Below are 23,506 nucleotides of genomic sequence, written 5' to 3'. Positions count from 1 at the left end.
TATAGCTGCATGCAGAAAAATGGCAGGACCGGGTGCCGCACCCGGTCGGGCAAGACGAGGATGCCTAACATGAAGCTTCCCGGTCCGGACCACCCGATCACCATCACCCCCAATCCGAAGCGCGTGCGCGTGCTTGCCGGCCAGGCCGTGATTGCCGACACCACCCGCGCTCTGACGCTGAAAGAGGCGAGCTACCCGGCTGTTCAATATGTGCCGCGGGCCGACGCCAACATGGCGGCCCTCCAGAAGACGGATCGCGTCACCCACTGTCCGTATAAGGGGGATGCCAGCTATTTCAGCATCATCGCCAATGGCACGACGCTGCACAATGCGATCTGGAGCTACGAGGCACCTTTCCCTGCGATGACCGAGATTGCGGGTCATCTCGCTTTTTACCCGGACAAGGTGCGAATCGAGGAAGTGCCTGATTGATCATCATACGCCGCGCGGCCGGCGCAAGGCCGAACCGCGCGCGGTGTCGTTTGACGTCATGGTGCCTGGACCATGAGTGTCTAGACCCTGAAGATCGTCAATCCGAGGATCAGGAGCACGAGGAAGATCACCAGAAAGATGTAGAACAGGATCCGCGCAATGTCGGCGGAAGCTGCTGAAATGCCGGTGAAGCCGAGAATACCGGCAACCACCGAGATCACGAAGAACAGCAGCGCCCATTTGAGAATCGTCACGGTATGGTCCTCCAGTCGAGCGCCGTGCCGGCGCGTTCGCCTCTCTAACGACGGTGCCTGGAACCGGTTCCTGGAGCGATCGCGCCTCAGACAGAAGAATTCGCAACCGCGAGACCTCCGGCCCGTAACTTTGAGCGCCGCTCGTCGTAATGATCGATGACGAGAAATGTTCAACTGTGTGAGAAATCGGCTTGCGGGTCGCCGCGCTTGCTGATTTGCAGCATCGGCGATCGGATCGGGTGTCCCGGCGCAGTCATCCGCTATTCGGGGTGGTGCTGCGAATGTTGCACGCGTTCTTTAATTCTCGCTCGCGGGGGTTGGACCGACCTTGCCGACCGCCTTGCGATGAGGGCGGATGCAATCGTCCGGCGAGGTCGGCGAGCTGACGCATGGGGCAGTTGGGGGGTATATGGTCATATCGGTTACGCAATCGGCGGCGGCCGCGAAGGTCGAGCTTCAAACCAAGCCTCGGGCCCGGGCGCGCAATGCAGCGCTCGACCATGCAAGGACATTCCTGACGCTGGTAGTGTTGCTGCATCACGCCGTGATTCCCTACACCTATTTCGGGCACACCGATCCGACCTCGTTCATCGGCTTCGACGGCATCGTGTTGGCCACCGACAGCTTCTTCATGGCCATGTTCTTCTTCCTGTCGGGCCTGTTCGTGTGGTCCGGCCTTGCCCACAAATCGACCTTGCAGCACTTGCGCGACCGGCTGTTGCGGCTCGGCCTGCCCTTCGTGATCGCTGCCCTGACCGTCATTCCGCTCGCTTATTATGCGATCGAACTGCGCGCCAATCCCGAGGCCTCATTCGCCGCATTCTGGTGGAAGACCGTCACCGTCGGCCGCTGGCCGAGCGGGCCGATCTGGTTCATCTGGGTGCTCCTGGCGTTCGATCTTGCGGCCGCGCTGCTCTACCGCGTCTCGCCGCACCTGCTCGATCCGATCAACCGGCTGTCGCTGCGCGCCTTCACCCATCCGCGCGATTTTTTCTTCGTCTTCCTGCTGATCACCGGCGTGCTCTACATACCGGCGCGGCTGTATTTTGGACCGACGCTTTGGTTCGAACTCGGTCCGCTCTCGGTCCAGGCCAGCCGCGTGCTGCTCTACGCCTCCTACTTCTTCGTCGGCGCCGGGATCGGCTCGGCCAATTTCGAGCGCGGCCTGCTGGCTGCCGAGGGGCAGATGTCGCAGCGCGGGCTCGGCGCATGGATCGTGGTCACGATCGTGCCTTACGCGCTGCTCTGGGTGCTGATCACGATCAAGCGTCAGGTGCTCGGCAATCCGCCCGAGCTGCCGCATTGGTACGAGGCGGCCTACGGCTTCTTCTTCGTGATCTTCAGCGCCGCGATGATGTTCGCAATCCTGTCCTACTTCCTCAACAACCGCCGTTCGGAATTCTCCGTGCTCGACCGGCTTCAGGCCGATGCCTATGGCATGTTCCTGGTGCACTATCCGATCGTGCTGTGGATCCAGTATTGGCTGTTCGACCTCAGCCTGCCGGCCATCGTCAAGGCGACGATCGCCTTTGTCGGCAGCGTGTTGTTGAGCTGGGGCGCGACCTGGGTGCTGCGGCAGATTCCGGGCGCGAAGAGCGTATTGTAGGATGGGCTGCTTCTGCCGTCATTGCGAGGAGCAAAGCGACGAAACGGTCCAGACTACACCCGACGATGGGGTCTGGATTGCTTCGCGTCGTCGCGATGACGCTGAACGATGCCACGGTGTCACGACAAACCCCGGTGTCGTCCCTGCGAAAGCAGGGACCCATAACCACACGGCGTCATTGTTGAACGCAGTCAACGACCAGCGTGCCTGACGACCGCGGCCGCGGAGTATGGGTCCCGGATCGGCGCCCCGTCGGCGCGTTGCGCCGCCGTGGCTTGTCCGGGACGACAGTGGTGATCAGGCGGCGGCGCCGCCCATGTAGCTCGGCAGCCAGCTCTCGAACCGGGTCTTGAGCACCGCGACCTCGACCGACGCCTCGCCGGCGATGGCAAGCGCCGTGCCGCCGGTGGTGCCGATGCGCGTGCATGACACGCCCGCGCCGCGCATCTTGGCGAGCACGCGGCCGGCCTCGGTCTCCGGCACCGTCACCAGATAGCGGGCCTGGTCCTCGCCGAACCAATAAGCGTGCGGCACGATCGAAGCGGGTGCGGCCAGCAGCCGGGCGCCGATGCCGGACGCCATGGCCATCTCGGCCAGCGCCACCAACAGGCCGCCATCGGAGAGATCGTGCGCAGCTGTCGCCGTGCCCGCATGGATCATGCCGCGGACGACGTCGCCGATACGCTTCTCGGCAGCGAGGTCGACCGGCGGCGGAGCGCCCTCCTCGCGGCCGCAGACGTCGCGCAGATAGACCGACTGGCCGAGCCAGCCATGGGTCTCGCCGATCAAGAGGATCGCCTCGCCTTCGGCCTTGAAGGCGATGCTGGCCGATTTGGTAAAATCGTCGAGCAGGCCGACGCCGCCGATCGAGGGCGTCGGCAGGATCGCGCGGCCGTTGGTCTCGTTGTAGAGCGAGACGTTGCCGGACACGACCGGGAAGTCGAGCGCGCGGCAGGCTTCCGAGATGCCCTTCAGGCAGCCGACGAACTGGCCCATGATCTCGGGCCGCTCCGGATTGCCGAAATTGAGATTGTCGGTGATGGCGAGCGGCCGGCCGCCGACCGCGGTGATGTTGCGCCAAGCCTCCGCTACCGCCTGCTTGCCGCCCTCGAACGGATCGGCTTCGCAATAGCGCGGCGTCACGTCGACGGTCAGCGCCAGGCCCTTCGGCCCGTCCTGCACGCGCACGACGGCGGCATCGCCGCCCGGACGCTGCACGGTGTTGCCGAGAATGACGTGATCGTACTGCTCCCAGATCCAGCGCTTGGAGCACAGATCCGGCGTCGCGATCAGCTTCTCCAGCGCCGGGATGATGTCCAGGGGCGCCTTGACCTCGCGGGCATGGATCACCTGCAGCGCGGGTGAAGCCACGTGCGGGCGGTCATACAGCGGCGCCTCGTCGCCGAGTTCCTTGATCGGCAGGTCGGCCATCACGTCGCCGCCATGCTTGACGACAAAGCGCTTGCTCGGCGTGGTGTAGCCGACGACGGCGAAGTCGAGCCCCCATTTGCGGAAGATCGCCTCGGCTTCCTTCTCCTTCTCCGGCTTCAGCACCATGAGCATGCGCTCCTGGCTTTCGGAGAGCATCATCTCATAGGCGCTCATGCCGGTCTCGCGGGTCGGCACCGCGTCGAGGTCGAGGTCGACGCCGAGATCGCCCTTGGCGCCCATCTCGACCGCCGAGCAGGTCAGGCCCGCCGCGCCCATGTCCTGAATCGCGATCACGCAGTCGGCGGCCATGATCTCGAGGCACGCTTCCAGCAGCAGCTTCTCAGCGAAGGGATCGCCGACCTGCACCGTCGGGCGCTTCTCTTCGGAGCTATCGTCGAACTCGGCGGAGGCCATCGAGGCGCCGTGGATGCCGTCGCGGCCGGTCTTGGAGCCCAGATAGACGATCGGCATGTTCACGCCGGAGGCCGCCGCATAGAAGATCTTGTCGGCATCGGCGAGGCCGACCGCCATGGCGTTGACCAGGATGTTGCCGTCATAGCGGGTGTGGAAACGGGTCTGGCCGCCCACCGTCGGCACGCCGAACGAGTTGCCGTAACCGCCGATGCCGGCGACGACGCCGGATACCAGGTGGCGGGTCTTGGGATGCTCCGGCGCGCCGAATGACAGCGCGTTCAGGCAGGCGATCGGACGGGCGCCCATCGTGAAGACGTCGCGCAGGATGCCGCCGACACCGGTGGTGGCCCCCTGATACGGCTCGATATAGCTCGGGTGGTTGTGGCTCTCCATCTTGAACACGACGGCCTGACCGTCGCCAATGTCGATCACGCCGGCGTTCTCGCCCGGGCCCTGGATCACCCAGGGCGCCTTGGTCGGCAGGCCCCGCAGATGGATCCGCGACGATTTGTACGAGCAGTGCTCGTTCCACATCGCCGAGAAGATGCCAAGCTCGGTGAAGGTCGGCACCCGCCCGATCAGCTTCAGGATGCGCTCATATTCGTCGGGCTTCAGGCCATGGGCGGCGACGAGCTCGGGGGTGATCTGCGGTTCATTGCGCATGGAGGAATGCCTTTGCCCCGTGGGCCGCTGGTCCCTTAAACCCTGCTTCATAAATACAGAGTCAGAAGCGGAAAAGGCCTTTTACGGCCCTATTCCGCCCTGTCCAGAGCTTTGGCCCGCCCCGCCAGGCGGGATATTTGCAGATTGGCGGCCAATCGGATTTAAGACGGTAAATCAACAATTAAAGGCCCTGACACGTGCACGACCTGTCCCGTTCCGCCTTCGAGAACCGCCCCGGCATCCACATCGCGACCGACGGCGAGTTCGCCGGCTGGCGCACCTGGCTGCGCGACAGCTACGAATCCCATACCGGCCCGTTCTGGCACCGGATGGAGGAGGATGGCTCGATCCGCTGCGCCTTCCGGGTCGAGAAGAAGCATCTCAATGGCGGCGGCAACGTCCATGGCGGCTGCCTGATGACCTTCGCCGATTATTGCCTGTTCGCCTTCGCCGCGCCGATCCTGCAGGGGTCGGGCGTGACCGTGTCGTTCTCGTCGGAATTCCTCGATGCGGCGCGCGAGGGCGAGCTGATCGAGGCCACCGGCGAGGTCACCCGCGCCGGCGCCTCGCTGATCTTCCTCCGCGGCATGCTACATTCCGGCCCCCGGCCGCTGTTCTCGTTTTCCGGCACGATCAAGCGGGTGAAGCGGCGGACGCCGGACGCGGCGAATTCGCCGTAGCGGAGCGCTTGCACCGAGAGGGCTGATCGTCAGCACCAAGGAAAGGACAAGGCGGAAGCGCCTTGCGCTTCCACCTCTCCATTTGGTCAGCGCAGCCCGCTTATTGCTGCTGGTCGATCACCTGCACCACCTTCTGGTCGCGCGGGTCGACCAGCACGACCTGATCGCCGATCGCCAGATACTGGTAGTTGGCGAGCTCTGGATTGGCGCGGGCGAGTTCGTCCGGCACGCGACGCAGGCTCAGGCAGCTCGCGCCGGACGAGGACGACGACGAGGTCGTCGAGCCCACCGTGCCGGTCTCGGTGGCGGCACGGCGCAGGATCTGGCGCTGGTCGTCCGACAGCACGATACGGGTCGAGCCCACACCGTAGCCGCCGCGATCGTAGCCACGATCGGCGCGCATGCCGTTCTGCGGGATGACATCGACGATCTCGCGGCTGCGCGGATCGACGATCGCGATCTCGTCATGCACGACGGTGTACTCGTAGCCGCGATATTCCGGCACGATCGTCACGATGTCCGACGGCAGCGGACGTGGCCGGACGCGTTCCGGCAGGCGCTCGCCGACATTGATGCGGATGTCGACATTGGTCCGCGCCTGGTCGAAATCGTGATCGCGCCTGAGCTGATCGACCACGCGGGTCTTCTGCTGCTCGTTGACGGAGACCTGCGTGCTGGAGCGGTTGGCGCCGGGAAGGGCCGGATTGTTGGCCTGTCCGGTCGCATTCTGCTGACGCGTATCGGACGTGGTCGAGCCCGGCTGCTGGTTCTGCTGCGCGTTGGAGGCCTTGTCCGCGCCCGGCGGCTGATTGGCCTGCTTGTTGCGATCGGGGGCCTGCTTGTCGTTCGCCTGCTTGTCGGCGGCCTGGTCGGACGTACCGGGCTTGCGCTCGTCCAGGCTCTGCCGGTTCTTGTCGGCACCGTTGCGGTCGTTGCGATCGGCTTCGCGATCCGACTTGCGCTCCGTCGCACCCGATTTGCTGTCGGCGGCGCGGTCCTCGCCCTTGCGCTGATCCTCGGCGCGTCCCTGCTGAGGCTTGGACTCGGCCCTGCTCTTGCTGTCCGACTGTTTGTCAGCCTGCTTGCTGTCGGTTGCCGACTTCGTCTCGGCGCCGTCCTTGGCGTCGCGGCCGTGCTCGGCGGCAGCCGGCCCGCGCTCGCCCTTGCTCTCGGCGCTCTGCCTGGCGTCATGCGCCGGCCGTTCCGAGGACCGTTCCTGGGCCTGCTCGCGGCCCGCCGCGGACGACGGCTCGCCCCGGCGCGGCTCCTGCGCGCTCTGCCGCGTCTCGGACGCGCCGCGCTCAGCGGCCGCTGCGCCGCCCTTGACCTCGCCCTTGGCTTCGCTTCCGGGCCGGGTCGCCTCGCGCGCCGTGGGAGCGGCAGCACCGCCCTCGCGCGTCGTTTCCGACTGCGCCGATGCAGCACCTGATGCCGTGCCGATCGCCAGGATGATCGCGGCCGTTCCAAGCCAATGTTTCGTCGTCATAAGAGAACCTCCTTGGTTCCCTGCCCCACTCGCGGGCGGACAACGCGAACAGCCGCCCGGCGTTGCCGGGCGGCGCGAGAAAAAACTGCGGAACGATTTTGATGAACGGCGTCTTCATCGACCGCCGAGAACCGCCTGCGGCAAGACGCGAGCGGTCGTCCCATGGAGCGGCAGCGTTCGCAGGCTTTACCGCGACGACGGGCCTATCAGAGCCATCACGGGAACGGCAAACTGCGCAAAGTTGGCGTTGCTGGCCGCTTCGCTGCTCGCCGTGCTGATCAGACTTGCGCTGCCCTTCGCGCCGAACAGGACGCCGCTGACCTGATATTCCTTGGTCCCATCCGGCGCCACCTTCAGACGGCGCACCCGGAACACCCGCGGCACGCCGGTGCCGTTGTCACCCTCCACGCGCAGAATTGTCGTCTTTTGGCCGGGCACGCGCTGGTCCAGCAGCTTGACCGTCTGTTCCTGTGACGCGCGAAATTGCTCGATCGTCAAGGTCGTGTTGGGCGCATAGAGCCGATAGCTCACTTTCGAGCCTGGGCCGCATTTGGCATCCTCGCACAGGAAGAAGGTCACGTCGGTGCCGTTCGGCCGCTGAGGTGTCCAGCCGCTCACAGCGATCGGCGGCCTCGGCGCGGCAGGTAGCGGGGTTTCAGCCCGCACGGCATCGAGGCCCGTGACGGCCAAGAGCAACATCACAACGAAAGGCCAGCGCAGGGTGCGCCGGGTAGCAGGCAGCGTCGACATCAAGGCACCGTCGGGATCAAGGCAGGGGCGGAGGTCATGGACGATCCGAAGTTGGAGGAACGTCCCTCATCCCTCCGCCGCCAATCGATCGTTTGTTGGTCCGGCCGCCGAGCGTCCGGACCCGGACGTGACGGGCGCTGCTGCTGAGAGGGGATCAGGCCGCGCGGTCGAGATGGGCGACGAGGCCGGCGAACAGGCCGCGGCCGTCGGTGCAGCCCATGATGTCCTCGACGTGATTCTCGGGATGCGGCATCATGCCGAGCACGTTGCCGCTCTCGTTGACGATGCCGGCGATCGAATGCGCCGCGCCATTGATGTTGCTGAGGTCGCCGACCTCGCCGTCGGCCGAGCAGTAGCGATACAGCACGCGCCCGTCGCCATTGAGCCGCTTCAACGTCTCTTCATCGGCCGCGTAATTGCCCTCGCCATGGGCGACCGGCACGCGGATGACCTGCCCGGCATTGTAGCCGCGGGTGAACGGCGAATCCGACCGCTCGACCCGAAGATGCACGTCCTTGCAGATGAATTTGAGCTTGTCGTTGCGCATCAGCACGCCCGGCAGCAGGCCCGACTCGCACAGGATCTGGAAGCCGTTGCAGACGCCGAGCACGAGGCCACCTTGGGCGGCGTGAGCGCGTACCGCATCCATGACCGGCGCCCGCGCCGCGATCGCGCCACAGCGCAGATAATCGCCATAGGAGAAGCCGCCGGGCACCACGACGAGATCGGTGCCCTTGGGCAACGCCGTTTCGGCGTGCCAGACCATGGCCGGCTCATGGCCGGAGATCATGCGCAGCGCGCGCGCCATATCGCGTTCGCGGTTGATGCCTGGGAAGACGAGGACGGCGGATTTCATGCTTCTACGTGATTGCTCGAGAATGATCCCCTCGCAGAGTCGCGAGGGTGTGTGAGTCTGACGAGAGCTCCCGGTTCAACGCTCGCACACCAGCAAGCAGGTCATCGACGGAAGCTTCGACACGGACCAGATCACGCGAGACCTCAAGCAACAGCTTGTAGGTCTCGCGGTCGGTCACAGCCATCGCCTACCCCAACAGCTCCACCCGGTAATTCTCGATCACCGTGTTGGCGAGCAGCTTGTCGGCGGCGGCTTTCAGCGCCGCCTCCGCCTTGGCCTTGTCGTCGCCCGCGAGCTCGATGTCGAACACCTTGCCCTGGCGCACGCTGGCGACGCCGTCGACGCCGAGCGACTTGAGGGCGCCCTCGATCGCCTTTCCCTGGGGATCGAGGATGCCGGATTTCAGCGTCACCGTGACACGCGCTTTCACGTCTTTTATTCCCTCAGCTCTTGACCAGGACCGGGCCTGAGCCCGCCGGACGCTCGTTCTCCATGAGGATGCCGAGCCGCTTGGCGACCTCGGTATAGGCCTCCAGAAGGCCGCCAAGATCACGACGGAAGCGGTCCTTGTCGAGCTTCTCGTTCGACTTGATGTCCCACAACCGGCAGGAATCGGGGGAAATCTCGTCGGCGACGATGATCCGCATCATCTCGTTCTCGAACAGCCGGCCGCATTCCATCTTGAAATCGACCAGACGGATGCCGATGCCGAGGAAGAGACCGGTCAGGAAGTCGTTGACGCGGATGGCGAGCGCCATGATGTCGTCGATCTCCTGGGGGGTGGCCCAGCCGAACGCCGTGATGTGCTCCTCCGACACCATGGGGTCATTGAGCTGGTCGTTCTTGTAATAGAATTCGATGATCGAACGCGGCAGCTGGGTGCCCTCCTCGATGCCGAGGCGCTGCGACAGCGAGCCCGCCGCCACGTTGCGCACCACGACCTCGAGCGGCACGATCTCGACCTCGCGAATCAACTGCTCGCGCATGTTGAGCCGGCGGATGAAGTGGGTCGGCACCCCGATGTCGTTGAGGTGCTGAAACAGGTACTCCGAGATGCGGTTGTTGAGGACGCCCTTGCCTTCGATCACCTGGTGCTTCTTGGCATTGAAGGCGGTGGCGTCGTCCTTGAAGTGCTGGATCAGGGTGCCGGGCTCGGGACCTTCGTAAAGGACCTTGGCCTTGCCTTCATAAATGCGACGCCGACGGCTCATTGGGATGTACCGTGTTTTGTTGAAATCCATGAAATGGTGGGCTCCGGATGACTTTGGACAGGACCACGACGGAGCTGCCGCGAGGGCCTGGATTCTGACGGAAACAGAACAGGAACCGGGCCTGTGGGAAACCTATCCCATTGGTGTCCCGAGCACAATCGATCCAGACCACGGAAGCGGAGTTTTACCGCCCTTCCCTGCGGCCTCGTGCCCGTTGTATTGACAAGGTGTTCCAATTATTTAGGCGTGCGGCCACCGCCCCGCAACCGCCTGCGCGGTTAACCCTTTTCGGCAACACTGGAAGTTCCGGCTATGACCACGTTCGACAAGCGCGAGGACGCGTTCGAGAAGCAATTCGCTCATGACGAGGAATTGAAATTCAAGGCGGAAGCCCGCCGCAACAAGCTCCTCGGCCTCTGGGCCGCCGAAAAGCTCGGCAAGAGCGGCGCTGACGCCGATGCCTATGCCAAGGAGGTCGTCGCGGCCGATTTCGAGGAAGCGGGCGACGCCGACGTGCTGCGCAAGGTGCTCGGCGATCTCTCCGCCAAGGGCGTCACCGAGCAGGAGATCCGCGCCAAGATGAGCGAGCTGCTGACGGCGGCGATCGCGCAGATCAAGGCCGGATAGTTGGTGAGAGGCGAATAGCGAGTGGCGAGTAGCGAATTGGGGAGATCCCCATTCGCTACTCCCTATTCGCTATTCGCTTACTCTTCCTTGAAGCCGTATTCCGGCACGTTGCCGCTGGCGCCGTAATATTTGTACGGCAGGAACTTGCCCGACATCGTGATCTTGACCCGATCGCCCTTGGCATTGGGCAGGCGCTCCATCACCATGTCGAAATCGATCGCCGACATGATCCCGTCGCCGAACTCCTCCTGGATCAGCTCCTTCCAGGCCGGGCCGTTGATCATCACGAGCTCGTAGAAGCGGTAGATCAAAGGATCGGTCGGCGGCATCTGCACGCCCTCGCCGCGCATCGGCGTCTCGTTCAGCATCGCGATCTCGGTCTTCGACAGGCCGAACAGCTCGCCGGCATTGGCGGCCTGCGGCTTCGTCAGCTTCATCTGGCCGAGAATGGCGCCGACGATCAGCACCTCGGAATAGCCGCCGATCTTTTCGCAGATGTACTTCCAGCTCCAGCCCTTCTCACGCTTGATGTCGAGCAGCTTCTCGGTGAGGTCGGATCGCTTCATGCTTGGTCTCCCTTCTCATCGTCATGCCCGGGCTTGTCCCGGCCATCCACGTCTTGTTTGCCTTGCTCAAGACATCGTGGATGGCCGGGCCAAGCCCGGCCATGACACCTGTCTTGTGTCTTCCGCCTGAGAGTCACCGCCAGAGGTGACCGTGAGTTCAGGTTTTCCAATCTTCACCACCGGCACCTTGCGCGGATCATGATCCGGCGTCTCGGCGGTGAAAATCTTGCTGCGGCTGACCAGGAAGTCGATGATGTGGTTGCGCAGCGCGTAATACAGCGGGTGGCGATGCAGATCGCCGCGCAGCCGGTCCTTCGGCAGCGGATTCTCGACGATCTCGGCCAGAACCGCGCCGGGACCATTGGTCATCAGCACGATCTTGTCGGCGAGATAGATCGCCTCGTCGACATCGTGGGTGATCATGAACACGGTCTGGCCGGTCTCGACGCAGATGCGCCGGACCTCGTCCTGTAAGGTGCCGCGCGTCAGGGCGTCCAGCGCCGAGAACGGCTCGTCCATCAGCATGATCTTCGGCGTGATCGACAGCGCGCGGGCAATGCCGACGCGCTGCTTCATGCCGCCGGACAGCTCCGACGGCCGCTTGTGCTCGGAGCCGGCCAGGCCGACCAGCTCGATATATTTCAGCGCATGCGCCTTGACCTTGGCGCGATCCCATTTGCGCCATTTCGACGAGACCGCATAGGCGACATTGCCGAGCACGGTCCGCCACGGCAACAGCGCATGGCTCTGGAAGATCACGGCGCGGTCGAGGCTCGGTCCCTCGATGGCCTGGCCGTCGACGATCACAGCGCCTTCACTCGGCACATCGAGCCCGGCCAGGATGTTGAGCACGGTCGTCTTGCCGCAGCCGGAATGCCCGATCACGCAGACGAACTCGCCGCGGGCCATGCCGAGCCACAGATTCTCGAAGATCGTCGTGCTCCGCGTGCCGTCATAGCGCTTGGCGATGCCCTCAATGGAAATGAATTTGTCTGAGGTCATCGAGCAGCCTCCCCGAGCCCCAGCCAATTCGTTACGTCGTCATGCCCGGGCTCGTCCCGGGCATCCACGTCGTTCCCAGGATGCCGAACCACGTGGATGCCCGGGACGAGCCCGGGCATGACGGCCTGGAGAGGCCCGGGCGTATAACTCCGATCGTCGCATGCGGTTGCCCTGGCGCAGGCGGGGAGAGGTAAGAATGCGACGGCGTTTTTGGTCACCATCACCGCCCTACTCCGGAAAGGTCACGAGCCGCGACACGCGGGCGAGGATCTGGTCCAGCGCCATGCCGACGACGCCGATCAGCAGGATCGCGATGATCACATTGGTGATCGAGAGATTGTTCCACTCGTTCCAGACGAAGTAGCCGATGCCGGTGCCGCCGACCAGCATCTCGGCGGCGACGATGACGAGCCAGGCGATGCCGATCGAGATTCGCATGCCCGTGAGGATCGTCGGCGCCGCCGCCGGCAGGATGACGGTGAAGGCACGGCGGATATTGCCGACCTCGAGCGTGCGCGCGACGTTGATCCACTCCTTGCGCACACTGGCGACGCCGAAGGCGGTGTTGATCAGCATCGGCCACACCGAGCAGATGAAGATCACGAAGATCGCCGACAGGCTTGAATCCTTGATCGTGTAGAGCGCCAGCGGCATCCAGGCGAGCGGCGAGATCGGCTTCATGATCTGGATGAACGGATCGAGCGCCTTGCTCATCAATGGCGACATGCCGATCAGGAAACCGAGCGGCATCGCGATCGCGACCGCGATCAGATAGCCGAGCATCACCCGCCCGAGCGAGAAGGCGAGCTGGATGCCGAGTCCCTTGTCGTTCGGCCCGTTATCATAGAACGGCCGCTTCAGATGCTCCCACAGCTTGGCGCCGACATCGAGCGGCCCGGGCATCGCCGACTTGCCCTGCGTGGCGGTCATGCCCATCAGCTTGGCGTATTCGGGGCTCATATTGGCTGCCGTCCCCGTGCTGCGCGTGGCGAGATGCCAGGCACCGAGGAAGACGGCCAGCAGCACGATCGAGACGACGGCGGCGCGCAGACGGAGTGAGGCGGTCATCGGCCACCACACCCACAAACGTCGTCCCTGCGAACGCAGGGACCCATAGCCACCGTCGGCAGTTGGTGGAAAAGATCGTCGCGACCGCTCCTGCCCCACGACAGGTCACGGCGTATGGGTCCCCGCTTTCGCGGGGACGACACCGTTGGTTTGGTCGGCGGTGTTCCGTCCATCACCAGAGGGCTTGTCAGCTGCATCGCGCCCATCGCCCCCATCACGAGGCCTTCTTGATCTTGAAGCTGGCCACGTAATCATCCGGTTTGGTCGGATCGAACGGCTTGCCCATCACCGAGAACGATTTGTAGGAGTCCTTCGGCGGCGTCAGGCCCATCTCGGTCATGACCTTGCGGGTGTCGGTGGCCAGATAGATCTGCTCGGCGACCGCCTTGTAGTCGACGTCGCCCTTGATCTGGCCCCAGCGCTTCATCTGGGTCAGCATCCACACCGCGAAGGACTGCCACGGGAACGGATCGAAATCGACGCGCTTCGGGTCGGTCTTCACACCGCCGAGGCCGTCGGCATAGGTGCCGGTCAGCACCTGCTCCAGCACCGTCACCGGCGCGTTGATGTAGTTGGCCGGCGCGATCGCCTCCGCGATCTGCTTGCGGTTCTCCGCCTTCGACGCGTAGGCCGTGGCATCGACGATGGCGCGGGTCAGCGCCGCGAAACTGTTCGGCGCCGCGGTGATGAATTCGCGGCTGGCGGCGAAGCTGCAGCAGGGATGGCCGTCCCAGATCTCCTTGGACAGAATATGCAGGAAGCCAACGCCGTCATAGATCGCGCGCTGGCAGATGTTGTCGGGCGCAAGGAAGCCGTCAATGTTGTCGGCCCTGAGGTTGGCGACCATCTCCGGCGGCGGCACGGAGCGCAGCTGCACGTCGGTATCGGGATCGATGCCGTGCTCGGCGAGATAATAGCGCAGAAGATAATTGTGCATCGAATAGTCGAAGGGAATCGCGAATTTGAGACCCTTCCAATCCTTCGGATCGCGCTTGTCCTTGTGCTTCATCGCGAGCACGATGCCCTGCCCGTTGATGTTCTCGATCGCGGGCACGGTGAAGGGGATCGGCTGCGCGCCGAGCCCCAGCGAGATCGCGATCGGCATCGGCGCCAGCATGTGCGAGGCGTCGTATTCCTTGTTGATGGTCTTGTCGCGGATCACGGCCCAGCCCGCGGTCTTCACCACCTCCACGTTCAGGCCGGCCTTCCCATAGAAACCGAGCGGCGCGGCCATGATGATCGGCGTGGCGCAGGTGATCGGGATGAAGCCGACCTTGAGATCCTTCTTCTCCGGTGTCCCCGCTTCGGCGAAGGCTTCGGTCGCGGTCTTCAGCGGGAAGAATTGCGACACCGCGGCCAGCGCGGTGGCCGCGCCGACCGATTTCAGGAACGCGCGGCGCGTGGCGGCTTCGGGGAAGACGGCTCGCAGCACGGCCGAGGCGACGACGTTCTCGTAGCGCTTCTCCGCGGACTCCACCACCGGTTCACAGCGCAACGCGCGCAGGGCGTGCTCATGTTCGGCCGGACTGCGGTGCTGGCCGCAAATACAACCGGCATTCACCCGTGAATCGGCATCGAACGGATCATCGAAAATCGACATGTGCTGCGCCCCTTTGTCACACCCGCGCTATCAGCGCCTTCGAACAGCTCATCCGGCCGCATTTTTCAGCGGCCGGACGTGCATAACATGCAGCTTCTATGCCGCTTTGCTGGTCATCGCCGGCATCGGCAGGCCTTCCTCGATCGGCAGCGACGGGTCACGCGACCACTCGTTCCACGAGCCGAAATACATCCGCACATCCTTCACGCCGGCGTTCTTCAGCGCGAGGAACGTGTTCGACGCCCGCGCGCCCTTGAAGCAGTAGAGATAGACCGGCGTATCAACGGTGATGCCGACCGTGGCGCATTCGGCCAGGATCTCGTCCTTGGACTTGAAGCGCGGGCCTTCGCCGGTCGGCTTCATCATGCGGTACCATTCGAGCCACACAGCGCCGGGGATGCGGCCCTTGCGCGGGCAGAAATCCTTACCGTAGGGCGAGGATGAATCGCCGATCCACTCATCGACGTCGCGGACGTCGAGGATCGCGATCGCAGGACTGCCGACCGCGGCCAGCATGGCCTTGGCATCGATCAGGATGCTGCCCGCCTCCGGCACGATCTTGAACGAGGCCTTCGCCGGCGCCGACACATCGGTCGTGACCGGCAAGCCGGCCGCAACCCACGCATCGTAGCCGCCATGCAGCACCTTCACCTTGGGATAGCCGAGCATCGTCAGCAGGAAATAGCCGCGGCAGGACTGGCCGAAGCCGGAGTTCATCGATTGCTCGTAGACCACGGCCGTCTCGGCGCCCGACAGGCCGGCCGCACCGAACGCGTCGGCGAACTTCGTCTTCAGCTCTTCGATGCCCTCCGGCGTCGACGTCGCAAGATAGGTGAAGATCTCATGGACGTTGACGGCGCCGGGAAGATGTCCCGCACCATAGGCATCGGGATTGCGGGTGTCGATCACGACACACGGCTCGGTCTTGATGAGTTCAGCGAGTTCGCCGGCAGTAATCAGAACGTCCGTCATGGCAGGCCTCTCCTGGTGGATGTGTTGGTTTGCCGTTCTCGCCGGCGTCAGCCGTCGGCGAGCATCTTGCGGAGCTGCTTGGTCGCGGGGGTGACGATCGCGACGAAATAGGCCTCGCGCAGGCGACGTTCGGCGCGATTGCCCTTGATGTAGCCGCGCGCCCCGCAATGGAGCATCGCGGCGTGAGCCGCAGCAACGCTGGCCTCGCCGGCCCGCAGGCGCAGCGCGACCACCTTGCGCCAGTAGGTCTCGTCCGTGTTGTAGGGATCACTGGCAAGGATGGCCGTCTCCTTGGAAAGCTCATCGGCGAGCGCGCTGAAGTCGACCGGCTGTTGCGGCAGATAGCGGTTGACATGGCCGAGCGGCGCCTCGACCTCCTGCATGATCTTGATGCAGTCCTTGATCAGGCCGAGCGCCATGCCGGCCTGCAGCAGAATGAAGCCGGCGCGGATCTTCTTGACGAAGGGCCCCGCGGGATCGGCGAGGATCAGTTCGTCCGGCACGAACAGGTCGCGGAACTGGATGCCATAGGTGCCGGTGCCGTCCATCGCCAGGAACGGCTGGCAGGGCTGCAAGGTCACCGCCGGATCGGCGCAATCGGCGACGAACATCACGATCTCGCCGGGCGCATCCTCGCGCTCGAAGATCGTGCCGAACATGTGGTCGGGCCCGAGATTGGAGACCCAGGGCAGCGCGCCGCGCACGACATAGCCGCCCTCGACCTTCCGCCCCTTCAGCTTGAGCTTCTCGATGCCGAAAAAGCTCTTCATCGGGTTGGAGAGCCCGGTGCCGCCGAGCAGCCGGCCGCTGGCCGCATCGTCGAGCAGACGATCGACCAGCGCCCGGTTGCTCGAATTCGCGATGTACCAGACCAGCGTGTTCTGGCACCACGCCATGAAGGCCGAGGCGCCGCAGACCTCGCCGATCGCCGCGATCGCGGCGATCGCGCTGTTCAGATCAGCCTCGCCATTGTCAGGCACATGACTGCTCCAGGCGCCGACCTCGCCGAAGCGGCGGAGCACCTCGGCCGGATACACCGTCCCGGCGTCGATGCCAGCAGCCAGCGGCGCGAGCTCATTGCGCGCGATCGCCGCCACCTGCTCGACGGTCGACGGCATGGGCAATACGCCCGCCCCATCGACCGCCAGATGCTGTCCGAGTGAACCCATGACGCGTCCTCCGCTGCTTCAGGCCGTCAGCCCAACTCAGATTCCGACTTCGAGATTGACCGGACGCGTGAAGGTGTTGGCGACCGGCGACCACTTCTTGACGTGATCGATCAGCGCCTGGACCTCTTCCTTGGAAATGCCTTCGCACTCCATGTCGACCTTGACCCGCACATCGGTGAAGCCGACCGGCTTCTCGCTGACGTCGCCCGTGCCCCAGACCGCGGTGATGTTGAGATCGCCCTCGAGCTCCAGCTCGAGCTTGTTGACGATCCAGCCGCGATGCACGGCGTTGGCGTGCAGGCCGACCGCGAGGCAGGAGCCGAGCGCGGCCAGCGAGGCCTCGGACGGATTCGGCGCGGTGTCATCGCCGAGCAGCCCCGGCGGCTCGTCGACGATATAGGGCGCGAGGTTGCGGATGTAGTTGGCGTGACGGAACTTGCCCTCCGCGACGGTCTTGCACTTCAGGGTCTTGATGACCTTGGGGTTGGCCTTGCCGTTGGCGATGAGCTGTTCGAGCCCGCCTTTATCGATCGGTGCGAGGCAGCCCGTGAGGGCCGTCTTCTGAACAACAGCGGTCATCTGATTTCTCTCCCTGGGATCGAGGATACCGAACGGTCTGTTTCCTGCACGAAGCGTGCCAGGGAGACTGGAAATCAAAAGGCGGAATGATCCTCGCGGCTTACGACAAGATGGCAGAACGTGGCCCCGACCTTGTCTGCCCAAGCGCGATGCACAATGCTGCGCGTCACGATGAAATTGAGCGCAAGTCTGCCTGTTGGCCGCGAGCGCACTTGCCTGCTCACGCGCACAGCGATTAAGCTCGCGCGCATGGGCAAGTCAGCTGCGGGCAAACAGACAGGCAAGAAGCCGGCGATCGTGCGGACGATTGCGGCGGTTGATGAGGACTCGGCGCGTGGCCGCTTGCTCGGCGCGGCGACGCGGCTGTTCTGCAAGAACGGCATCAACGCCACCGGCATCGACGCCATCATCAGCGAGGCCGGGACGGCGAAGACCACGCTCTACAAATTGTTCGGATCGAAGACCGCGCTCGTCACCGCCGTGCTGGAGAGCGAGGGCAAGCAATGGCGGGAATGGTTCATCGGCGCGATCGAGGCCGGCGGCGGCGATGCCGAGACCAAGCTGGCGCGGATCTTTCCGGCGTTGAAGAGCTGGTTCGGCGAGGAGCGCTTCTATGGCTGCCCCTTCATCAACGCGGTCGGCGAGCACGACAAGGACCAGAAACAGTTCCGCACCATCGCGATGCGCCACAAGAAGGTGGTGCTCGCCCATATCGAAAAACTGGCGCGTGAGATGGGGGCTCAGGATCCCGAGAGCTTCGCGCATCAGCTGGCGCTGTTGATCGACGGCGCGATCGTCGCCGCCATGGTGTCTCGCAATCCCGAGGTTGCCGACACCGCGGGCCTGGCCGCGAGCGCCCTGTTCGAGCCGGTCAGGCTGAAGGCCGGAAAGCGCAGCAGGCCGGATGCTCAGCTCGCCGCGGTGTAGCCGCCGCGACGGCCGCCCTCAACGGAAATAATCGCCGACAAGGTCGAGGTCGCGCGGCTGAGGCTTTGCCCCGTTCAGGCCCGCGTCGATGACCCGCCGGCAGGCCGCCACCGCATCCTCATCCCCGAGCTCGTTGGCGGCTTCGAGCACGAGCCAGGCGGCCTCCGCCACGCTGCGGTCGGCCGCCGGCTCGCGGCGGAGTGGTCGTGCGGAGCCGTGAAGATCCATGCTGTTCATGACACTGTCCTTCGATGACGATTTCAGTGGGCGAGAGCATGCGGCTCGCGTCCGGTCTTGGCGGGATTCTTCCGTGACTGATAGAAATCGATGACACTGCGCGAGGCCTGCATGTCGAGGCGGGCATAGTCGCGCTCCAGATCCTGCAGCTCACCGGCGGTGATTCGATGCTCGCGGGCACCGAGAAACGCCAGCGCCATGGTCGTGTCCCAGCTGAAGTGCAGTGCCTTGGCCAGCATCAGCAGCATCTCGCGATTGCGGTCGAACAGCGCCCGCTCGACGACATCGGCCGGCAGGCCGGACAACAGCGCCAGGCCGATCATCACCTCCTCGACCTTATGGGCGACGGCGTAGCCGGCAATGGTGCTTTCGTGCAGATTGCCGAGGCGATGCTGGATCGAGACGGTGCGCTTGGCGACAAAGTAGTTGCGCGAGCCCGGGCCGAACTTGGATTGCAGATCGCCGGCGATATTGGCGACCGAGCTGTGGATCTCGCCGACGAGCTCCGGCCGCTCCTCCGCCAGCCGCTTGCCGACGTCGTCGGAGGCCTTGGCGATCAATTGCTGGAACAGATGACGCGGGATGTCGAGGCGCCGGCCGAGATGCTCGGCCAGGATCGAGTCGTTCTCGGCACGCTGCACCATGTGCAGGAAGCCCGAGCCGGAGAACTGTGCGCCCTGATTGCGCGCCACCGCATTGGCGACGGCGCTGTTGCCGCGCGAGGCCAGCACGTCGGTCACGGCAGGACTCAAGCTCTTGCGCTCGGCGATCGCGAGCAAATGCGCCTGGCTCTTGGTGCGGGCATTCTCCAGCAGCGTGACATCGTCGAGCCGTTCGGACTGGCGCAGCACCGGGCCGGCGACCTCGATCGCGTCGTCGAAAGCGAGCTTGCGAACGACGCTGGCCGGCGAATATTCGATCCTCGCCAACCGATGCGCCAGCTTGGCGCGCGCTTCCGTCTCGATCTCGTCGGCGAGCCGGCCGATCACCTCGCCGAACGTGGCGATCTCCTCTTCGCAATAACGTCCCGCGATCAGAAGATCGGTCGCATGCCACAGCGCGCGCTCGCGGCTGTCAGCCGTCCCCCGCGCGATCGCATCCTCAAGATCCTGCAATATCGAATGTGTTTCGTTCATGATCAAAGCCGCCAGCCACAGCGAAAAAAATGTAGTACGGCACTCATACCGCCGGAACGCGAGTGTTCCGTAACGGGGCGCGTGACGATTTGATCGTGGTTTTTCGTTCAAATGCGCAAGCGCGCGTTAAGCATGCCCTGCGGCCGGGCCGTTGCTCAGCGCTCGCGCATCGCGTCGTGGAGGTGCTCCCGCAACGGCGCCAGCAGGAAATCGATGATGCGCCGCTTGCCGGTGAGGATCTCGGCCTTCACCGACATGCCCGGCACCAGTGCAGCCGTGCGGCCATCCACGTCCAGCGTGCCGCGGTCGAGCGCGATATGCACCATGTAGCGCAGCCGCTCGCTGGCCTCGACGCGGTCGGTCTGGTCGGCCTGGCGCTCGGCGCCCTGGACGCCATTGGGATTGACCGGCGCGGCCTCGGCGTCGCGATCCACCGAGGTCACCTGGCCGCCGAGCAGGCCGTAGCGGGTGAACGGAAAGGCGTCGACCTTGAGCTCGACGCGCTGGCCGGCCTCGACGAAGCCGACATCGCGATTCTCGACCACGGCCTCGACCTCGATCCTGTCGTCATCGGGAACGACCGACAGCAGCTGCTGCGCCGGCGTCACCACGGCGCCCGCGGCGGCGCCGTGCATCTGCTGCACCGTGCCGTCGATCGGCGCGCGCAGGGTCTGCAGCTCGGCGCGGCGCGTCGCCTTGGCCAAGGCCTCGCCGGCGGCGCGGGCGCGCTCGCGCGCGGTGGCAAGATCGCGCATCGCCTTGTCGCGGATCTCGGCCTCGGTCGCGGCGATCTTCTGATCGAGCCCGGCGATCGTGGCGTCGAGCGCGATGATCTTGGCCTTGTTGATCGCGAGCTCGGCGCGGGTCTCGGCCAGCAGCTGCTGGCTTTCCAGGCGGGCGATGATCGAGGCATTGCCGATCTCGCTCGCCTTGGTGCGGATCTCGGCGCGCTCGGCGACCATCGGCAGGGTCTGCTCATATTTGGCGACCGTCTGCTGCAGCGCCTCGCGCTCGGCGATGTGCTGGGCGCGCTCCTGCGCGAGCGCCGCCAGCTGGCTGGCGCGCATCGCCAGCTGTGCCGTGAGCTGGGCCTGGGCGCGGGCGCGGTCGAGCGGATCGACGCCGACCACGAGGTCGAATGGCCCGGCCGTCACTCCGTCGAGGAACGCCGCCAGCCGCACCTCGTCGAGCAGACTCGCGATCAGGTCGCTGCGGGCACGATCGGCCTCGGCGCTCACCGACGTCTTGTCGAGCTCGATCAGCGCGTCGCCGGCGCGCACGCGCTGCCCCGGCTGCACCAGCACCGCCTTGACGCTCGCCGTCTCGAACGGCTGCACCACCTGCGTCCGGGTGTGCGAGATCACCTTGCCGCTGGCGACCGCGACGATATCGACCTTGCCGAGGAACGCCCAGCCGAGCGCCGCAAAGGTCACGGTGCACAGCGCCAGCGCCGTGAGACGCCCCAACGGATTGGGCGGCGTCTCCGTGATCTCCAAGGCGGCGGGCAGGAACTCGCGTTCCGAGGTCTTGCCGCCGAATGAGAAGCCGCGCCGCAGGCTCGTAGGTGTCGCCATCGTCATCTCCTCAGCGCCCCGCGGACTGGATCCGGTGCAGGGTCGCGTAGCGCCCGCCGCCGGCCACCAGTTGATCGTGGGTGCCGTCCTCGATGATCACGCCATTCTCGATCGTCAGGATGCGGTCGGCGCTGCGCACCGTCGACAGCCGGTGCGCGATGATCAGCACGGTGCGGCCGCGCACGATGTCGCGCATATTAGCCTGGATGATGCTCTCGGACTCGTAGTCGAGCGCCGAGGTCGCCTCGTCGAAGATCAGGATGCGGGGATCGCCGACCAGCGCACGCGCGATCGCGATGCGCTGGCGTTGGCCACCGGACAGCGACACGCCCCGCTCGCCGATGACCGTGTCATAGCCCTGCGGCATCCGGCAGATGAACTCATGCGCGCCGGCGAGCTTGGCCGCCTCGACGACCTTCTCCATCGGCAGCGCCGGATCAGCGAGCGCGATGTTCTCGCGCACCGAGCGGTTGAACAGCACATTCTCCTGCAGCACCACGCCGATCTGGCGGCGCAGCCAGGATGGATCGAGCACCGCGGTGTCGACGCCGTCGACCAGCACCCGACCTGCTTCCGGCTGGTACAGCCGCTGCGCCAGCTTGGCGATCGTGCTCTTGCCGGAGCCCGAGGGACCGACGATGCCGACCACCTGTCCTGCCCCGATCTTCAAGGCGACATCGCGCAGCACCGGCTGGGTGTTGAGGCCGTAACGGAAGGTCACGCGCTCGAACTCGATCGCGCCCTGCAGCGGCGGCAGGTTCTGCTCGGCACCGCCGCTATGCGCCTCGACCGGCGTGTTGAGGATGTCGCCGAGCCGCTCGACCGACAGCCGCACTTGGTGGAAATCCTGCCAGACCTGCACCAGCCGCAGCACCGGGCCGGAGACCTGGTTGGCCAGCATGTTGAAGGCGACGAGCTCGCCGACCGTCATCCGGTTGGCGATCACGAGGCCGGCGCCGACGAACAGCGTCAGCGCGCCGACGCCCTTATTGAGCAGGCTCGCAGCCTGGCTCGCCCAATTGCCGATCTGCGACGCCGAAAACGAGGCGCCGACATAGCTGGCGAGCTGCTCCTCCCAGCGTCGCTGCATCAACGGCTCGACCGCCATCGCCTTGATGGTCTCGACGCCGGTGACGCTCTCGACCAGGAACGCCTGGTTCTCGGCGCCGCGACGGAACTTCTCGTCGAGCCGGGTGCGGAACGCGGGCGTGGTGGCGAGCGACAGCAGCGCATAGACCGGCAGGGTCGCGCAGACGATCCAGGCGAGCGTAGAGCTGTACAGGAACATCACGCCGATGAAGACAGCGGCAAAGGCGAGATCGAGCACCAACGTGATCGAGGACGAAGTGATGAACTGGCGGATCGTCTCCAGCTCGCGCACCCGCGCGACGCTGTCGCCGACCCGGCGGCTCTCGAAATAGGCCAGCGGCAGCCGCATCAGATGCCGGAACAGCCGCGCGCCGAGCTCGACATCGATGCGGTTGGACGTATGGGTGAACAGATAGGTGCGCAGGCCCGACAGCACCGCCTCGAACAGCGCGATCAGCGCGAGGCCCGCGACCATCACCTCGAGCGTCGACAGTCCGCGATGCACCAGCACCTTGTCGATGACGACCTGGAAGATCATCGGCGTCGCGAGGCCAAACAGCTGGATCACGAACGACGCCAGCAGTACCTCGATCAGGATGCGGCGATATTTGCTGATCGCTGAAACGAACCAGCCGAGATTGAAGCGGCGCGCGGTGTCCGACAGCTCCGCGCGCTTGGCGATCAGGATCAGCTGGCCGGACCACAGCGATTCGAACTCGGCAAAGGCCAGCAGACGCGGCCCCGCATCATTGAGCCCTTGGATCAGAATATTGGTGTCAGTCACCTTGCCGATCACGGCAAAGCCGCCATCCTTGAGCACGGCGAGCGTCGGCAGCGGCGTCGTCTTCAGGCGTGCGATCTTCGATGTGACCAGCCTCGCCTTGACCGGAAAGCGCGCGGCGGCGCGCAGGAGATCATCGGCCGAGAGCGCGTCGCTGCGACCGGCCTCGTGCTGGATGCGGCCGGGATCGGCGACGATGCCGAGCAGATGCAGCGACAGCGCCAACGCCCATGCGCCCTGATCCGTACACGCCTGCATCGAATAATCCCGCCTCGTGGTTCGACATCCCCGCGACACCCTCCGCGGCCCGCGTTGGCGCGGCGTTAAGGCGGATGCTTAACGGGTGACGTAGGCACGTCCGTATGGCGACGGGCCCGCACGAACAGCTGGGCCTCA

Annotated in this window: 23 protein-coding genes; 5 read left to right on the top strand and 18 right to left on the bottom strand. The window is 65.1% G+C overall.

The window, feature by feature from the left end; all coding sequences use genetic code 11:
• Window positions 1-69: 69 nt before the first annotated feature.
• Window positions 70-432, top strand: coding sequence for a DUF427 domain-containing protein (locus tag ACVIJ6_RS23735; protein ID WP_456774676.1), 363 nt, complete (start codon window positions 70-72; stop codon window positions 430-432).
• 80 nt (window positions 433-512) lie between these two features.
• Here the strand turns inward: ACVIJ6_RS23735 and ACVIJ6_RS23730 are convergent, their stop codons facing one another.
• Window positions 513-686, bottom strand: a complete 174-nt coding sequence (locus tag ACVIJ6_RS23730) for a DUF1328 domain-containing protein (protein ID WP_012045337.1) — start codon at window positions 684-686, stop codon at window positions 513-515.
• A gap of 409 nt (window positions 687-1,095) precedes the next feature.
• Here ACVIJ6_RS23730 and ACVIJ6_RS23725 point away from each other — a divergent pair, with 409 nt between their 5' ends.
• Window positions 1,096-2,292 (top strand): acyltransferase family protein, encoded by a 1,197-nt coding sequence (locus ACVIJ6_RS23725; protein ID WP_456774675.1) that lies wholly within the window; start codon window positions 1,096-1,098, stop codon window positions 2,290-2,292.
• Between the two features lie 297 nt (window positions 2,293-2,589).
• Here the strand turns inward: ACVIJ6_RS23725 and purL are convergent, their stop codons facing one another.
• On the bottom strand, window positions 2,590-4,800 hold the full coding sequence (purL, locus tag ACVIJ6_RS23720) for a phosphoribosylformylglycinamidine synthase subunit PurL (RefSeq protein WP_456774674.1): 2,211 nt from the start codon (window positions 4,798-4,800) through the stop codon (window positions 2,590-2,592).
• A 197-nt stretch (window positions 4,801-4,997) separates the two neighbouring features.
• On the opposite strand from purL, the gene ACVIJ6_RS23715 reads away from it, so the two are divergent.
• Window positions 4,998-5,480: a PaaI family thioesterase gene (locus tag ACVIJ6_RS23715; protein WP_456774673.1), complete on the top strand. Its 483-nt coding sequence runs from the start codon at window positions 4,998-5,000 to the stop codon at window positions 5,478-5,480.
• A gap of 100 nt (window positions 5,481-5,580) precedes the next feature.
• On the opposite strand, the gene ACVIJ6_RS23710 is transcribed toward ACVIJ6_RS23715, so the two are convergent.
• The 5 genes from ACVIJ6_RS23710 to purC all read right to left on the bottom strand — a co-directional run bounded on the left by ACVIJ6_RS23710 (window position 5,581) and on the right by purC (window position 9,783).
• Window positions 5,581-6,966, bottom strand: coding sequence for a DUF1236 domain-containing protein (locus ACVIJ6_RS23710; protein ID WP_456774672.1), 1,386 nt, complete (start codon window positions 6,964-6,966; stop codon window positions 5,581-5,583).
• A 186-nt stretch (window positions 6,967-7,152) separates the two neighbouring features.
• Window positions 7,153-7,716, bottom strand: a complete 564-nt coding sequence (locus ACVIJ6_RS23705) for a hypothetical protein (protein WP_456774671.1) — start codon at window positions 7,714-7,716, stop codon at window positions 7,153-7,155.
• Between the two features lie 154 nt (window positions 7,717-7,870).
• Window positions 7,871-8,572, bottom strand: a complete 702-nt coding sequence (gene purQ / locus ACVIJ6_RS23700; RefSeq protein ID WP_456774670.1) for a phosphoribosylformylglycinamidine synthase subunit PurQ — start codon at window positions 8,570-8,572, stop codon at window positions 7,871-7,873.
• A gap of 187 nt (window positions 8,573-8,759) precedes the next feature.
• On the bottom strand, window positions 8,760-9,002 hold the full coding sequence (gene purS / locus ACVIJ6_RS23695) for a phosphoribosylformylglycinamidine synthase subunit PurS (RefSeq protein ID WP_012045344.1): 243 nt from the start codon (window positions 9,000-9,002) through the stop codon (window positions 8,760-8,762).
• 13 nt (window positions 9,003-9,015) lie between these two features.
• Window positions 9,016-9,783, bottom strand: a complete 768-nt coding sequence (gene purC / locus ACVIJ6_RS23690) for a phosphoribosylaminoimidazolesuccinocarboxamide synthase (protein ID WP_008974302.1) — start codon at window positions 9,781-9,783, stop codon at window positions 9,016-9,018.
• A gap of 312 nt (window positions 9,784-10,095) precedes the next feature.
• Between purC and ACVIJ6_RS23685 the strand changes: the two genes are divergently transcribed.
• Window positions 10,096-10,410, top strand: a complete 315-nt coding sequence (locus ACVIJ6_RS23685) for a DUF1476 domain-containing protein (RefSeq protein WP_456774669.1) — start codon at window positions 10,096-10,098, stop codon at window positions 10,408-10,410.
• A gap of 77 nt (window positions 10,411-10,487) precedes the next feature.
• On the opposite strand, the gene cynS is transcribed toward ACVIJ6_RS23685, so the two are convergent.
• The 7 genes from cynS to ACVIJ6_RS23650 form a co-directional block, all read right to left on the bottom strand.
• On the bottom strand, window positions 10,488-10,976 hold the full coding sequence (cynS, locus tag ACVIJ6_RS23680) for a cyanase (protein WP_456774668.1): 489 nt from the start codon (window positions 10,974-10,976) through the stop codon (window positions 10,488-10,490).
• Window positions 10,977-11,042: 66 nt separating this feature from the next.
• Window positions 11,043-11,978: an ABC transporter ATP-binding protein gene (locus ACVIJ6_RS23675; RefSeq protein WP_456774667.1), complete on the bottom strand. Its 936-nt coding sequence runs from the start codon at window positions 11,976-11,978 to the stop codon at window positions 11,043-11,045.
• Between the two features lie 228 nt (window positions 11,979-12,206).
• Window positions 12,207-13,046, bottom strand: a complete 840-nt coding sequence (gene ntrB / locus ACVIJ6_RS23670) for a nitrate ABC transporter permease (RefSeq protein ID WP_456774666.1) — start codon at window positions 13,044-13,046, stop codon at window positions 12,207-12,209.
• A gap of 214 nt (window positions 13,047-13,260) precedes the next feature.
• A complete protein-coding gene (locus tag ACVIJ6_RS23665; RefSeq protein ID WP_456774665.1) occupies window positions 13,261-14,646 on the bottom strand; it encodes a CmpA/NrtA family ABC transporter substrate-binding protein in 1,386 nt (461 codons plus the stop codon).
• 96 nt (window positions 14,647-14,742) lie between these two features.
• Window positions 14,743-15,618 carry a sulfurtransferase gene (locus tag ACVIJ6_RS23660; protein ID WP_456774664.1) on the bottom strand — a complete coding sequence of 292 codons (876 nt, stop codon included), beginning with the start codon at window positions 15,616-15,618 and terminating at the stop codon, window positions 14,743-14,745.
• A gap of 47 nt (window positions 15,619-15,665) precedes the next feature.
• Entirely contained in the window at window positions 15,666-16,787 is a 1,122-nt protein-coding gene (locus ACVIJ6_RS23655; RefSeq protein WP_456774663.1) for an acyl-CoA dehydrogenase family protein, read from the bottom strand.
• A 36-nt stretch (window positions 16,788-16,823) separates the two neighbouring features.
• Window positions 16,824-17,366: an OsmC family protein gene (locus tag ACVIJ6_RS23650; RefSeq protein ID WP_012045352.1), complete on the bottom strand. Its 543-nt coding sequence runs from the start codon at window positions 17,364-17,366 to the stop codon at window positions 16,824-16,826.
• A 249-nt stretch (window positions 17,367-17,615) separates the two neighbouring features.
• On the opposite strand from ACVIJ6_RS23650, the gene ACVIJ6_RS23645 reads away from it, so the two are divergent.
• Window positions 17,616-18,293: a TetR/AcrR family transcriptional regulator gene (locus ACVIJ6_RS23645; RefSeq protein ID WP_456774662.1), complete on the top strand. Its 678-nt coding sequence runs from the start codon at window positions 17,616-17,618 to the stop codon at window positions 18,291-18,293.
• A gap of 18 nt (window positions 18,294-18,311) precedes the next feature.
• Here the strand turns inward: ACVIJ6_RS23645 and ACVIJ6_RS23640 are convergent, their stop codons facing one another.
• The 4 genes from ACVIJ6_RS23640 to ACVIJ6_RS23625 all read right to left on the bottom strand — a co-directional run bounded on the left by ACVIJ6_RS23640 (window position 18,312) and on the right by ACVIJ6_RS23625 (window position 23,368).
• Entirely contained in the window at window positions 18,312-18,530 is a 219-nt protein-coding gene (locus ACVIJ6_RS23640; protein ID WP_456774661.1) for a hypothetical protein, read from the bottom strand.
• 23 nt (window positions 18,531-18,553) lie between these two features.
• Entirely contained in the window at window positions 18,554-19,666 is a 1,113-nt protein-coding gene (locus ACVIJ6_RS23635; protein ID WP_456774660.1) for a DUF2336 domain-containing protein, read from the bottom strand.
• A gap of 155 nt (window positions 19,667-19,821) precedes the next feature.
• On the bottom strand, window positions 19,822-21,240 hold the full coding sequence (locus tag ACVIJ6_RS23630) for an HlyD family type I secretion periplasmic adaptor subunit (protein ID WP_456774659.1): 1,419 nt from the start codon (window positions 21,238-21,240) through the stop codon (window positions 19,822-19,824).
• A gap of 10 nt (window positions 21,241-21,250) precedes the next feature.
• Complete coding sequence (locus ACVIJ6_RS23625; RefSeq protein ID WP_456774658.1) at window positions 21,251-23,368, bottom strand: type I secretion system permease/ATPase; 2,118 nt, start codon at window positions 23,366-23,368, stop codon at window positions 21,251-21,253.
• Window positions 23,369-23,506: the final 138 nt, after the last annotated feature.

The sequence above is a fragment of the Bradyrhizobium sp. USDA 4369 genome (genome assembly GCF_054056435.1).
The sequence above is the reverse complement of the archived record's forward strand: the minus strand, read 5'-3'. Positions and strand labels throughout refer to the sequence as shown.